Here is a 14,157-nt window from a genome sequence, read left to right on the forward strand (position 1 = left end):
GGGTTCGAGTCCCGTCCGCTCCGCCACTAATTTGAAGGCCTTCCTGAATGGGAAGGCCTTTTTGCTATGGGCGGTTTTTGCCCATAAGTCCCACTGGTTTGCATACCAGAACCAACACGCAGCCCAGTCTGACGACTGGGCTGCGGTGCTTTTAGTCTGCTGGTGAGCTGCCGACGTCCCACCGCGATGACAATACCTTCCCCTGTTGGTGTTCTTGCTCCTGTTTCCACCTCTGTATCGCAACACATCCCATCTTGGCCATATTGTTCCGCTGCGAGCTGATAGAGCTTGAGGATTAAATCAGGCCATCTTGCAACGGTACGTCATCGCTTCCACTTGTTTGTATAATCCCCTTTTTTACTTATGGATTTATTCCATTAAAACAGTCTCTTATCAAGAATGAGCTATTTTGCAGCAGGAATGCCACGCAAGGCAAATGATAATGATTATTGTTTGAATGATCGAGTCGGGGTCGTTACAATGCGGGCTGATTAATAAAGTGCTTTTCAAATGAGCCTTTTCTAATGCTGCGTCTGGCCGGATGCCAGGGCGTTGTAATGAGTGAAGTAAGGGAATACGTCACCTTCCTACTAAAAATGTTCAGGCTAAAACATGACAACAGTGAAACCGAACAAGCTTGCCTTGTTGATCTGCTCCCTTCTTGCGACCCAGGCCTATGCTGCCGAACAAGAGGTGATGGTCGTCACCGCTTCCGGCTTCCAGCAGAAGATTGAAGACTCTGCTGCCTCCATCTCCGTGATTACCCGTGAGCAGCTGGAGAAGCGCGCCTATCGCGATGTGACTGACGCCCTGAAGGATGTTCCCGGTGTTGTGGTGACTGGCGGTGGTAGCAGCAGTGATATCAGCATTCGCGGTATGGGATCGAAATACACCCTGATGCTGGTTGATGGCAAAAAGGTGGATAGTCGTGGTACTCGCCCCAATAGCGATGAAGCTGGTATCGAGCAAGGCTGGCTGCCGCCACTGCAGGCGATCGAGCGCATTGAGGTCGTCCGTGGTCCCATGTCATCCCGTTATGGTTCAGATGCCATGGGTGGTGTGATTAACGTGATTACCCGCAAGACCACCGGTCTGGCCTGGCAGGGGTCGGTTCACGCAGATTCGACCTTCCAGGAGAACAAGGATGCCGGCAATAGCTTCCAGACCAATGCGTATACCGCAGGTTCATTGATCGATGGCGTGTTGGGGCTGCGTGTCAATGGCCAGCTGGCTCATCGTGGCGAAGACAAATTTACCCAGGGTTTTGCCGAGCAGGAGACTCGCAGTGGCACGGCAGTGCTCAGCTTCAAGCCTGATGAGCAGAATCGCTTCGATCTGGAGGCCAGTCGCAGTCTGCAGGATCGGGATCGCACGGCCGGCAATTCGCTGGATGTCAAGGCGACAGATAGCCTCTATCGCTACGAGCGCACCAACTATGCGCTGACCCATGATGGTCAGTATGATTTCGGCTCTTCCAGCAGCTATCTGCAGCAGGAGACCAACAGTAACCCCGTTCGCAAGATGGAGCTTACCAATACCATCGCCGATACCCATACCCAGTTTATTCTGGGGGATCACTACTTGAGTGTCGGTGGTCAGTATCGTTATGAGGATCTGCACGATCAGCGCAATGCCCTGACAGTGGCTAACCCTGCTGAGCAGCTGACCCGCTGGAGCTGGGCGATGTTTGTCGAGGATGAGTGGTCACTCACTGACAGCTTTGCCCTGACCGGAGGCGCCCGCATGGATCGGGACCAGAATTACGGCTCTCATTGGAGCCCTCGTCTCTACGGCGTCTGGCATCTGGATGATAGCTGGACGTTGAAGGGGGGCGTATCAACCGGTTACCGCTCCCCAGACTTGCGGATGTCGGCGGCCAACTGGGGTCAGGTCACCGGTGGTGGCAGCCTGGATGGCATGCTGGTCGGTAACCCGGACCTCAAACCCGAGACCAGCGTGAGTGAAGAGATCGGTCTGCTGTGGAACGGTCATCAGGGCTTCAACGCCGGGGTTACCCTGTTCAACACCGACTTCAAGAACAAGATCTCCGAAGTGCGTCGCTGCACCAGCAAGAGCGATCCCGCCTGCACCCTCAATGGTCACAGTTATGACTTCATCAGTGATCGGGTCAACGTCGACAAGGCGAACATGCGCGGTGTCGAGGGGATGATGGATTGGGCCATCAATGAGGATTGGTCGGTCAGCTCCAGCTACACCTTTACCCAGTCCGAGCAGAAGAGTGGTCCACTGGCGGGTCATGCCCTCAACCAGATGCCCCGTCACATGTTCAACGGCAGTGTTGACTGGCAAACCACCGAGGATCTCAGCCTCTGGTCACGGGTAAACTTCCGTGGCGAGACCTCCGAGTACCTGAGTCGGGTCAAGATGGCGGAGGGGACTCCTTCCTACACCTTCTTTGACATGGGCCTGGTCTACAAGGCCAACAAGCATCTGGATCTGACTGCCGGGGTCTACAACCTGTTCGACAAAACGGTGGATTACAGCAGCTATGGCACTGTGCTGGATGGTCGTCGCTACAACTTGGGTGTAACCTACAACTTCTGATAGGGAACCTGTCATGCGGCCGCCATCTTCCGATGGCGGCCGTTTTTATTGCGTGTCCGTCAGGGGGGGCTATGCCTGATAGGGGGCGGCTTGCCAGGTATTGCGCCCCAGTCCCTTGGCCTGATACATGAGGGCGTCAGCCTGCCGTAGTAGTTGGTCGGCATCAGCCTCTCTCTCTGCGGCTACCCAGACTGCCCCGGTGCTGATGGAGAGGGTCACCTCGCCGCTGCTGGTGTGCAGGGTTTGCCGGTTGCTCTCCAGGCAGATACGCTCGGCCCATTGCTCTGTCTCTGCCAGCGTGGCCAGCGGCAGCAGCAGGCAAAACTCTTCGCCGCCGATGCGGGCTAGCAGAGCCTCTTCGGGCAACAGGTTGGTCACAGTCGTGGCCAGCTTTTCCAGCAACAGATCCCCGATGCCATGACCAAAACGGTCATTGGTCTCCTTGAAGTGATCCACATCGAACAGCAGCAGAGCACAGGGCTCCCCGCTTGCCAGTCGTTGCTCCATGGCGGGCATGAATGCCCGTCGGTTGAGCAGGCCGGTCAGGGGATCTGTACTGGCTTGTTTCTCCAGTCTGGCGTTGGCGCGGCTTAACTCGGTGGTACGGCTGGCAACGGCGCGGCGCAATTGCACTATGTAGGCCACCATGATCAATGCCCCGGCCAGCAGTAGCCAGGGACCGAGATGGATAGGGTAGACGGTTTCGACATGCATCCATTTGCGGATAACCCGCTCCCGATCGCTCTCTTTGAGCTTGGCGAAGCCCTCTTCCAGCCGGTTTAACAGGGCAAGGTCACCCTTTTTTACCGCAAAGCGGATCTGGTCGGTATAGAGGTGACGAACCGGAATAAAGCGGGTGGGATCGTCCGAGGTATAGATGTAGAAGTTGGCGACCTGCAGATCGGCGATAAAGGCCTTTATGTCGCCCCGAAAGGCCGCCGCCAGCAGGGTGTCATTGTCATTGAAGGTCTGCAGTCTGGTGCCGGGGAAGTAGCGTCTGGCGTAATACTCCTCGTAGCCACCGGCTACCACACCGACCGTTTCATGGAGCAGGTAGTAATGTACATCGGTGCCGCGCAGTTCGCTCGAGAAGAAGAGCTGGGAGTCGAGCTGGGCGAGAGGCCGGCCATAGTCGAACAGTTTGTCCCGCTCCGGTGACCAGAGCAGTCCGGCGTGAACGTCTGCGTTCCCCTCATGGAGCAGGTCGAGGGAGCCTTGCCAGTCGACCAGCCTGAACTCGATCTTCTGGCCGGTCACCCGGGCATATTCACGCCATAAATCGATCAGCAGGCCATCCGGCTGGCCCGACTCATTGATATAGGAGAAGGGCTGCCAGGCTTTGGAGTTGGTAATGATGATCGGCTCTTCCGGGGCTTTTGCCCAGGCAGGCAGGGCAAGGGCGAGCAGCAGGAGCCCCCATCCGATACTGACTATGACTCCTGTCCTGGAAGAGGCCATCCTTGCTCCAATCCGCTGCCGTATACCGTTCCGTGGTCACCGATTATCACCGCCTTTCTGATCGAAGAACAAGTGCTCAGATGATGAAGTTTGCATGATGCAAACGGCGCCATGACAAGGCTGGCGGATAGAGTAACTACTTACAGCGGCAGGCTGATCCGCGCCTCCAGTCCCCCCTGTGGCCGATTGAGCAGGGTCAGCTCGCCGCCGTGCTGATGGACTAGGGTGCGGGCAATGGAGAGGCCCAACCCGACACTGCCGGACTCGGTGTTGCGCGCTTCATCGAGTCGCACGAACGGCTTGAACACATCCTCGAGTCGCGCCGGATCGATCCCCGGCCCATTATCGCAGACCCGTATCAACAGCTCCTCCTTGCGCCGCTCCAGCGACACTTCGGCGCTGCCGGCATATTTGATGGCGTTGCCGATCAGGTTCTGCAGCACTCGGCGCAGGGTGTTGGCCCGACAGGCGTAGACCTCTTTGCCCTCCGCCAGACAGGTGACCGGCTGGCCGGTATCGGCATAGTCATCGCACAGGCTGACCAGCAGGCTGACCAGATCCAGCTCGCGGGTAGCCTCTTGCTGCCCCTCCTCGCGGGCAAAGCTGAGGGTGGCCGCCAGCATCTGCTCCATCTGTTGCAGGGTCTGCTGGATGCGCTCCTTGTCCTCGCCATCGGCCAGAAACTCGGTGCGCAGCCGCAGGCTGGTGATGGGGGTGCGTAGATCGTGGGAGATGGCCGCCAGCATCCGGGTTCTGTCCTGCACGAAGCGGTCGAGCCGGGTGTGCATCCGGTTGAAGGCCTGAATCGATTCGCGGATCTCGGTCGGCCCCTCCTCTTTCAAGGGCTCGATATCCTCGCCCCGTCCTAGCCGCTCCGCATTGCCTGCCAGCTGCTTGAGCGGGCGGGTGGCACGGCGAAACAGCAGCACCATCAGTCCGATCACCAGACTGGCGACCAGCATCAGGTTGAAGGTGGTCTGCCACGACCAGCTGCCCGCCTCCTTGTCGACCAGCGAGCTGAACTGCAGCCAGCCCCCCTGCGGCAGTTCGATGGAGCCGTAGAGCCGCATATCCCGCGGCGGGGGCGGCCCCTTGCGATCCCGCATCATGCGGGCATGATGTTCCCACGCCTTGCTGCGCTGGGTATCCTCTTTCAGCTCGGCGCTGATCTCGACGGTGAGGCCGGGGGGGTAGTTGAGGCGCGAGCGCACCAGCTGCTCGAAGCGGGGGCTGCGGTTATCCGGTTGCAGCGGCTCGTCGGAGAGGCGCAGCAGCAGGGTCTCACTGCGGCTCGCCTTGAGGATCTCGTCATAGAGTGACGGTGGGGAGAGGGAGAGCAGCCTGACCACAGAGATGATCCGCTGCATGGCGTTGCGGCTGTTGACGAAGCCGAGCGCCTCCTCCCGATCCGTGCGGTAGATCTGGATACTGAGCAGCTGGATCAGGATCAACCCTGCCAGCGCCACCAGAATGATCTGGCCTGTCAGCCCCTTGGGCCATATTTTTGCCCACAGTCGTTTCAAAAAGGTCACCGCTTATGCCTGCGTCACGTCGGCGGAGAACATATAGCCGCCACCCCAGATGGTCTTGATCAGCTCCGGATTCTTGGGATCCCGCTCCAGCTTGCGGCGCAGTCGACTCACCAGAGTATCGATGGCGCGATCAAAGGCTACCGCCTCGCGGCCACGGGCCAGGTCCAGCAGTTGATCCCGGCTCAGCACTCGCTGCGGTCGCTCGAGAAACACCTTGAGCAGATCGAATTCGGCGGTGGAGAGGCTCAGGCCCACCCCATCCTCATCGACCAGCTCCCGACGATTGACGTCGAGTAGCCAGCGATCGAAGCGCAGATCCCGGGTCAGGGTCTCGGCGGCAGGCTGGGTCTCGGCCTGGGTGCGGCGCATCACCGCCTTGATGCGCGCCAGCAGCTCGCGCGGGTTGAAGGGCTTGGCCAGATAGTCATCGGCCCCCATCTCCAATCCGATGATGCGGTCGGTCTCTTCCCCCATGGCAGTGAGCATGATGATGGGCAGGTTCGATTTGACCCGCAGCTCGCGGCAGAGGGTCAGACCATCTTCACCCGGCATCATCAGATCCAGCACCAGCAGGTCGAACTCCCGCTCCTCCAGCAGTCGCTTCATCTCCTTGCCATCCCGGGCGCAGCTGACCCGCAGGCCGTGCTGTTCCAGAAAGCGTTTCAAGAGATCGCGGATCTCGCTGTGGTCGTCGACCACCAGAATGTGGGTGTTGCCCTGGTTCATGAATACCTCCCCTTCTTGGCGTTGGCCCGAGTATACGAAAATCCGGACGGCGGTTTGTGTCAAAGTGTGCCAGATCCGCACGATGCCACACTCTGCTACAAAAAAGGGCGATGCTGGCAAAGTTCAGACACCGATAGGGTGTTTACTTGAGGGCAAGGCAAGAGCGCCGAACCAGAATCATCCCTACAGGAGATAGACCATGAAAAAGCTGACCAAAACCCTGCTGACCGCCACCCTGATCCTTGGCCTGCCGCTGGGTGCCTATGCTGCCAGTGAAGCGGCCCCCACCGGCCAGCCTGGCGCCATGGTGGATTGCCCGATGGACGGTGGTGGCATGATGGGTGGTAAACACCACGGTGGTCGCCACGACAAGATGGCTCGTATGCAGAACATGACCCCGGAGCAGATCCAGGCCAACTTGCAGCAACGTTATGATCGCATCGAGGATCCTGCCAAGAAGGCGGAGTTCATCAAGAAGCTCAACGAGCGTGCCGCCGCTATGACCAAGCACGCCGAAGCGATGAAGCAGTTCGCCGAAGCGAACCAGTAACAGCTCCAGCTGTTATCAACCCAAGGGTGGCCGAGGCCACCCTTTTTGTGATCGTATCGATCCATTTTCGCTCGAATCCTTATCTTGCTGTCGCTTATGTGAGCGATGGCAAACGCGCCGTGAGCGAATTGCAAGATAATGCCCGCTCATATAACAAGCTGCAGTTAGCAGTGGCCGAAAACAGGAGAGGGTATGGGTTGGGATCTGGGGACAATCAAGGGGCGATATACCGCCGTTTTTCTGGGATTCATGGTGGCGGTCTGTGTGCTGACCGTAATCGGCATCCAGTTATGGGTCAAACCCGAGCTGCAACGGGCGGGTGAGCAGAATCTGGTGCTGCGGGTCAGCGAGATTGCGACCGACATTCGCGATCAGCTCAACGGGGTGCAGAGCCAGTCACGCAGTATCACTCAGCTGGTTGCCCAACTGCCGAGTGAGCAAATCGATGCTGTTCTCCCTGCTCTGATCGATCAATATGGCAATGCCATGGTGTTTGGTGGCGGCATCTGGCCGATGCCGGATCAGCGGGAAGCCGGTCGCATCAAGTTCAGTACCTTCTTTCATCGGGATGGTGCCAACAAGCTGATCCCCAACACCTACTGGAACTCGGCCGAGGCGCCCAACTATTTCGAGCAGCCTTGGCACAGAGCCGGGCAGCAGGCGGCGAAAGGCATGTGTGTCTGGGCGGCGGCTTACAAGGATGGTGCCAGCCAACAGCCGCGCACCAACTGTGCCATGGGGATCTATCGTAACGGTTCCCTTTACGGGGTGTCCACCATCGATGTGACGCTGGGTTTCTTCAATGATCTGGTCGCCAAAAAAGAGCAGGAGATCGGTGGTCAGGTGATGATCGTCGAGGTTGATGGCAAGATCCTCAGCAAGAATGGTCGTTTGACTGGGGATGTGGTGCTGGGCAACCTCTCATCTCACGGGGACTATCCCTTTGCCAGCGCCATCGCCAGCCTGCTGGGGCCGGGTAATGGCGCCGCGTTGCAGCGCACTACCTTTCAGGATCTGGGTGAAGAGCAGACATTGCTGATGCAACCCATCGAAGGAACCCCCTGGCTGTTGGCGGCGGCGCTGCCGACCAGCACCCTGACCCACGACAGTCAGGAGGTGCTCAAGACGCTGGCAGCGATCCAGCTACCGCTAGTGGTGCTGCTGTTTGCGCTGATGTTGATGGCCATCAAGCAGCTGGGCAGTCGACTCGACACCCTCAAGCAGAACATCGATGCGCTCTCGGCCGGAGATGCTGATCTGACTGCCCGGATCCGGGTCAAGGGGCACGATGAGCTGGACCATATCGCTCAATCGGTGAACCGCTTTATCGCCTATCTGCAGCAGATGATGTTGCAGGTGACCGAGACCACAGAGCTGATTACCCGTGAATTGGCCCAGCTGGATCAGCAGACGGGGCAGGCCAGACGCATTCTCGGTGAGCATGCCGCCGAGACCGATCAGATAGTGACAGCCCTGACCGAGCTCAGCTCCACTGCCGACAATGTGGCGCACCACGCGAGCGATTCCGCCAGCTTTACCGAGTCTGCCAATGGTCAGGCGATTCAGTCCCGTCAGGTAGTGGGTCAGGCCTCTGCCAGTGTGGCGGCGCTGATCGATGAAGTGGATCTTGCTGCGACCAAGGTATTGGGGATGCAGGAAGATGCTCGCCAGATCAGCAGTGTACTCAGCGTGATCGGCGATATTGCTGCCCAGACCAACCTGTTGGCACTCAACGCGGCCATCGAGGCGGCGCGGGCCGGTGAGCAGGGGCGCGGTTTTGCCGTGGTTGCTGATGAGGTGCGCGCACTGGCGGCGAGAACCCAGAATAGCACTGCCGAGGTGGGGAGCATGCTCTCCCGGTTGACGCAGGGGGTGGCCGAAGCCGTGGTGGCCATGGAGCACACCAAGCAGAGCTGTCAGGCGGCGACCGAGAATACCGAGCAGGTGACAGGCGGGCTCGACAAGATGGCGGATGCCGTGGTGCAAATAAACGATCTGGGTACCCAGATTGCGACTGCGGCAGAGGAGCAGAGCCGGGTGACCGAAGAGATCAGCCGCAACATGGTCACGATCCGCGACATGGTCAATTTGCTGGTGGATAACGGTCAGAATACCGAACAGAGTTCGGCCACCCTGCTGGAGTCCAATCGCCAGCTGGTGGCGTTGGTACATCGCTTCAAGGTGTAACAAACCGATAATGAAAGAGGGGGAGCCCGGTGCTCCCCCTCTTGCTATCTGTGCCGATGCGGGCGTGCAGCCACTCCACCGGACGAGCGAACTTAGCCCTGAGCCTTGTCGGTCAGGTCTACTTTCTTGACGGTATCACCTTCGAACTTGATAACGACGTTCTTCTTGGCTGCGTCGGTATCTTTCAGCAGGGTTTTGGTGGTTTCTGCCAGCAGCGGAGAGGCCTTCTTCAGGGCATCCAGATCATAGGTCCACACTTCCAGACCGGATTCGGTCTTGGTGGTGGCAGGAGCGCCCAGCTTCTCTTTAATAGCCTGCTTGTTGGAGCCGCCTTCCTTGATATCCAGTGCCTTCTTGATGGCTTCGTTGGATGCGCTGTCTACAGCACCGGATACGGCGGTATTAGCGGCATCCTTGACGCTGCTGGTGACGCTGTCGGTCAGCGAGTCCATCAGGCCAGCATTGGCAAACAGGGGCAGGGTGGTGAGGGCTACCAGCAAAGTCTTTTTCATTTTTTACAGATTCCATTGGTTCAAATGAGGCGGCTATGGAACCAATAAAAGAGCTGGGTGTCAAGTGAGGCAGCTATTGAGCGGTCTGTTAACTGTGTCTCATTTTTCACCAGCCGCAAACAGTTTTGGTATCTCCCGCACCAGCCAGCTTTTGGCCTTGCCCATGGTGTCTCGCCGCCAGGCCAGCACGACCTGGATATGATGGCGATATTCGGGGCTGATCACCTTAAGCCGTCCGGCCCGGATGTCCTCCTCAATCCAGCTTTGTGGCATGGTACCGACGCCGATACCCGCCAGCAGGGCATCCCGTTTCTCCGTCATGGTGCTGACGGTGAGACGCGGCTGCTTGTCCAGCAGGCGGTAGGTGAGCACCGGTTTGCGCAGGGCGGTATCGGCGACGGCGATGGCGCGATAGCGACGCAGGGTCTCGTCGGCCAAGGGTTCGGGCTCCTGATGCAGCGGATGATCGGGATGGGCAACGTAGAGCATCACCTCCTCTTTCAGCACCTGATGCTTGATGCCGGTCATCATGATGTCCGGGTTGATGGAGGAGATCAGCAGGTCGGCGCGGCCATCTTCCAGACACTCCCAGCTACCCGCCAGCACCTCGGCCCGCAGCCGCAGTCGGGTATTGGTCTGCTCGGCCAGCTTCTCCACCAAGGGGTAGAGGGCCTGCACCGGGACCAGCGCATCGACGGCGACTGTGATGTCTGTCTCCCAGCCTCGGGCCAATGCCCGGGTCTCGCCTACCAGATGTTCGGCTGCCTCCAGCAGCACCCGGCCGCGCTCCAGCAGCATGCGTCCGGCCGGGGTGAACTTGGTGCGGTGGCCGCTGCGGTCAAACAGCATGGCATCCAGTTCGTCTTCCAGCTTCTGCACCGTATAGCTCAATGCCGAGGGCACCTTGCCCAGCTCGTCGGCCGCCGCCGCAAAGCTGCCGCGGCGGTCGATGGCGTCCAGCACCCGGATTGCCTCCAGGGTCAGCGCCCGCTCCTTGTTCGATTCCTTGGCCATTCCTCACCTTCAATTTTTTTGAATATGTTTGCCAGTTTATCTCGCTAACAAGTTAGGTCATGTCACTTTAATATTCAATCAACGCTTAGGCAGGAACGTCGAGCGGCCAAATATGCGGGTAGTTCCGCACTGTGACACACCAAATCGGTCTGTCTGATGTCGGTGAAAGAACAACACACTATTTGAATGATCTCTTGTATGGATGCATTGATTCTGGCCGAGCTGACTGGCACGCGAACAAATTCGTATGCCGCTGCGTACTCAAGGCACAGTTACAGTCAGCCTGGCTGACCAGAGCAGCGAATACCGTATTCCGTTTGGTATCGGTAGCGGCAAACAGCGTTAATCAACCGTCTCGGTAGGTGAGGAGCAGACCATGATGCAATTGAGAGCCGCAGAAGCGCGGGGCAAGGCCAATTTTGGCTGGCTGGACGCGCGCCACAGTTTCTCCTTCGGTCACTACTATGACCCGGAGTGGATGGGGCACTCGGTACTGCGGGTGATCAATCAGGATCTGGTTGCGCCGGGTGGCGGATTCGCCACCCACCCTCACGCCAATATGGAGATCCTCACCTGCGTGCTGCAAGGCACCATAGAGCACAAGGACAGCCTCGGCCATGCCGAGCAGAGCCCGGCAGGGGATTTCCAGCTGATGAGCGCAGGCAGCGGGATCCGCCACAGCGAGTACAACCCCTCGCAGACGGATCCTCTCTCCCTGTTGCAGATCTGGATCGAGCCGAACGAGTTCGGCACGCCACCCGGGTATCAGCAGAAGAAGATCGAGTCCAGACCGGGCATGACGCTGGTGGCGTCACCGGATGGCGAGGATGGATCGCTGCGGATCCGCCAACAGGCCCGCGTATGGCGGCTGGAACTGGCCCCGGGCGAGACGCTCGAATGGGCACTGGCTGGCCGACACGGTTACCTGCAGATGATTTCAGGGGGGTTGACCGCCAACGGTCTGGCTGCCCGACTCGGCGACGGGGTACTCAGTCGTGATGAATACCGGTGGGAGCTGGTTGCGACCAGTGCCAGCCAAGCTCTGTTATTTGACCTACCCTGAAGCAGTCAGCGGTGATGTGACACAAACGAGGAATATGCAATGGACAAGATGAAAGATGTAGCGCTGCTGGCGGGTCGTGTACTGCTGGCGCTGATGTTCGTAATGGCGGGCTGGAGCAAGATCGGCGGCTATGCCGGAACCCAGGGCTATATGGAAGCGATGGGTGTGCCGGGCTTTATGTTGCCGCTGGTGATCCTGCTTGAGCTGGGTGGTGGCCTTGCCGTCGTCCTGGGTCTCTTTACCCGCAGCCTCTCCGTGCTGCTGGCTGGTTTCACCCTGATGGCTGCCTTTATTTTCCATTATCAGCCTGCAGAACAGATGCAGATGCTGATGTTTATGAAGAACGTCTCGGTGGCCGGTGGTTTCCTGGCGCTGGCGGCGGCCGGAGCAGGGGCTTTCAGTGTGGATGCCCGTCTCGGCAAAAACTGGTAATGCCCTGAAGAGTCAAGTTTTCCAATGCCTTTTGGCCGGTGCAACTGCACCGGCTTTTTTCTGTCTGCGTTTTCCGAGGCGGTGTGGCAGTTGCACAAATCTGCGGCCCCCCTCATGGTTCAGCGGTTTGCCCGCCTGCTGGCCACAAGAGCCTTTTGCATCTTCCCCCTCGATCCCCGACAATTCCCTCTCTTGTGAAGTGACGGAAATGGCTCGCCTTTTCCCTCGCCCCCTCTCATCCACAGGCGGGAATTGCTCATGTTTACCCTCTACCACTCCAATCAGCTGGATCTGCTCAAAGAACTGCTGGTGAGCCGCATCCGGCAGGCCCCTCTCTCTCACCCCTTCGATCGGGAGCAGATCCTGGTGCAGAGTCCGGGCATGGCCCAGTGGCTTAAGCTGGAGCTGGCCAAAGCGTTCGGCATTGCCGCCAATATCGACTTTCCGCTGCCCGCCAGCTTTATCTGGGAGATGTTCACCCGGGTGCTGGCAGATGTGCCGCGTCAGAGCCCCTACAACAAGGGATCCATGAGTTGGCAGCTGATGACAATTCTGCCTGCCTTGCTGGATCGCCCCGCCTTTGCCCCGCTCGCCGCCTATCTGGGCGGCGGAGATGATGAGGATTCCGCCAGGGATCCCGAGCAGGTGCGGTTGTGGCAGCTCTGCCAGAAGGTGGCGGATCTCTTTGACCAGTATCTGGTCTACCGGCCGGACTGGATCGCTCGTTGGGAAGAGGGGGAAGGATTGAGTCAGGAGCTGGCCGGGGTGAGCGGTCAGGATTGGCAGCCGGAGCTGTGGCGTGAGCTGGTGGCCCGCACTCTGGCACTCTCTCCGAGCGGCTACCACCGTGCCAACCTCTACGAGGAGTTTATCCACGAGCTGGCGCGTACCGCCGATCTGCCGGGCAAGCTGCCGCAGCGGGTCTTTGTGTTCGGCATCTCGGCGCTGCCGCCGCGCTATGTGGAGGCGCTGCTGGCCCTCGGCAGTCGGCCGGAGGTGGAGGTGCACCTGTTCGTCACCAACCCCTGCCGCTACTACTGGGGGGATCTGCTGGATCGCAAGACCCTGGCTCGGTTGGAGAACAAGCTTAAACCCGGCACCGATATCGAGACATTGCAAGGCCCCGCCAACCCGCTGCTCGCCTCCATGGGCAAGCTGGGACGCGACTACCTGCATCAGCTGATGGAGCTGGAGGTGCCGCAAATCGAGGCCTTCGTCGATATCGACGAGGTGGATGCCAAGGGCAATGTCAGCCTGCTGCGCGCCATCCAGAAGGATGTGCTGGAGCTGGCCGAACGGGGCGCCGGTCAGTTCGATCTCGACAGCAGCCACCACAAGAGCCCCATCAGCCCGGCGGATGGATCCTTGCAGATCCACGCCTGCCACGGCCCGATGCGTGAACTCGAGGTGCTGCACGACCGGCTGCTGGCGCTGTTCGAGCAGGATCCCGCCCTCACCCCGAAAGATGTGGTGGTAATGATGCCGGATGTGAACAGCTACGGCCCCTACATTCAGGCGGTGTTTGGCGCGCGCGGTCAGATCCCGTTTGCGGTCTCGGATCGGGCGGCGAGTCAGGAGAGCCCGCTGCTGCAGAGCTTCCTCGCCCTGCTCAAGCTGCCCAACGCCCGATTCGGGGCAGGGGAGCTGCTCGCCATTCTCGAGGTGCCCGCCGTGCTGCGCCGGTTCGAACTGGATGACGACGAGTTCAACCAGCTGCGGGTCTGGGTGCAGGAGACCGGCATCCGCTGGGGGCTGAATGACGGCTACCCCGTCCGCTTCGATCTGCCGCCCATGTCCGGCAACAGCTGGCTGTTCGGCCTGCGCCGCATGCTGCTCGGCTTCGCCATGGGGGATGGCGAGCCGGTGGCGGGCATTCTGCCCTACGCCGATATCGAGGGTCAGCAGGGGCTGGCGCTCGGCAAGCTCGCCTGGTTTGTCGATTCGCTGGCCGAATTCTTGCCCCGGCTGCAACAGGCGCAGCCGCTGGCCGAGTGGAATGCCTGCCTGCTGGCACTGCTGGAGCGCTTCTATCTGGCTGACGAGGATGAAGAGCGTCAGCTTCAGCTTATTCGCAGCCAGCTGGCCGAGTGGCAGACCCGGCTCGGCGAGGCCCGCTTC

General features: G+C 59.4%; 11 protein-coding genes. 6 read left to right on the forward strand and 5 right to left on the reverse strand.

Annotation, left to right across the window (positions count from 1 at the left end; genetic code table 11):
• Positions 1-612 precede the first annotated feature (612 nt).
• Positions 613-2,565: a ligand-gated channel protein gene (locus tag L972_RS02450; protein WP_047435088.1), complete on the forward strand. Its 1,953-nt coding sequence runs from the start codon at positions 613-615 to the stop codon at positions 2,563-2,565.
• Between the two features lie 69 nt (positions 2,566-2,634).
• Here L972_RS02450 and L972_RS02455 read toward each other — a convergent pair whose 3' ends face one another.
• The 3 genes from L972_RS02455 to L972_RS02465 form a co-directional block, all read right to left on the reverse strand.
• Positions 2,635-4,023, reverse strand: a complete 1,389-nt coding sequence (locus L972_RS02455; RefSeq protein WP_047435089.1) for a transporter substrate-binding domain-containing diguanylate cyclase — start codon at positions 4,021-4,023, stop codon at positions 2,635-2,637.
• Positions 4,024-4,163: 140 nt separating this feature from the next.
• A complete protein-coding gene (locus tag L972_RS02460; RefSeq protein WP_047435114.1) occupies positions 4,164-5,525 on the reverse strand; it encodes an ATP-binding protein in 1,362 nt (453 codons plus the stop codon).
• Between the two features lie 33 nt (positions 5,526-5,558).
• Positions 5,559-6,281, reverse strand: a complete 723-nt coding sequence (locus tag L972_RS02465; protein WP_005342708.1) for a response regulator — start codon at positions 6,279-6,281, stop codon at positions 5,559-5,561.
• Between the two features lie 199 nt (positions 6,282-6,480).
• On the opposite strand from L972_RS02465, the gene L972_RS02470 reads away from it, so the two are divergent.
• Together L972_RS02470 and L972_RS02475 are read left to right on the forward strand one after the other, a co-directional pair.
• Positions 6,481-6,831 carry a hypothetical protein gene (locus tag L972_RS02470; protein ID WP_047435092.1) on the forward strand — a complete coding sequence of 117 codons (351 nt, stop codon included), beginning with the start codon at positions 6,481-6,483 and terminating at the stop codon, positions 6,829-6,831.
• Between the two features lie 192 nt (positions 6,832-7,023).
• A complete protein-coding gene (locus tag L972_RS02475) occupies positions 7,024-9,018 on the forward strand; it encodes a methyl-accepting chemotaxis protein (protein WP_047435095.1) in 1,995 nt (664 codons plus the stop codon).
• A 92-nt stretch (positions 9,019-9,110) separates the two neighbouring features.
• Here L972_RS02475 and L972_RS02480 read toward each other — a convergent pair whose 3' ends face one another.
• Positions 9,111-9,530: a hypothetical protein gene (locus L972_RS02480; protein ID WP_005336527.1), complete on the reverse strand. Its 420-nt coding sequence runs from the start codon at positions 9,528-9,530 to the stop codon at positions 9,111-9,113.
• Between the two features lie 99 nt (positions 9,531-9,629).
• Entirely contained in the window at positions 9,630-10,544 is a 915-nt protein-coding gene (locus tag L972_RS02485; protein ID WP_047435098.1) for a LysR family transcriptional regulator, read from the reverse strand.
• 376 nt (positions 10,545-10,920) lie between these two features.
• Between L972_RS02485 and L972_RS02490 the strand changes: the two genes are divergently transcribed.
• From L972_RS02490 to recC, 3 genes are all read left to right on the forward strand, one after another.
• The gene (locus L972_RS02490) at positions 10,921-11,607 is read left to right on the forward strand and encodes a pirin family protein (RefSeq protein ID WP_047435100.1); all 687 of its coding nucleotides are present in this window, start codon (positions 10,921-10,923) and stop codon (positions 11,605-11,607) included.
• Positions 11,608-11,646: 39 nt separating this feature from the next.
• Entirely contained in the window at positions 11,647-12,039 is a 393-nt protein-coding gene (locus tag L972_RS02495; RefSeq protein ID WP_005336513.1) for a DoxX family protein, read from the forward strand.
• A gap of 258 nt (positions 12,040-12,297) precedes the next feature.
• A partial coding sequence (gene recC / locus L972_RS02500) for an exodeoxyribonuclease V subunit gamma (RefSeq protein ID WP_047435103.1) occupies positions 12,298-14,157 on the forward strand: 1,860 nt, incomplete at its 3' end.

It is taken from the genome of Aeromonas sp. ZOR0001 (genome assembly GCF_000801015.1).
GTDB classification, from domain to species: domain Bacteria; phylum Pseudomonadota; class Gammaproteobacteria; order Enterobacterales; family Aeromonadaceae; genus Aeromonas; species Aeromonas veronii.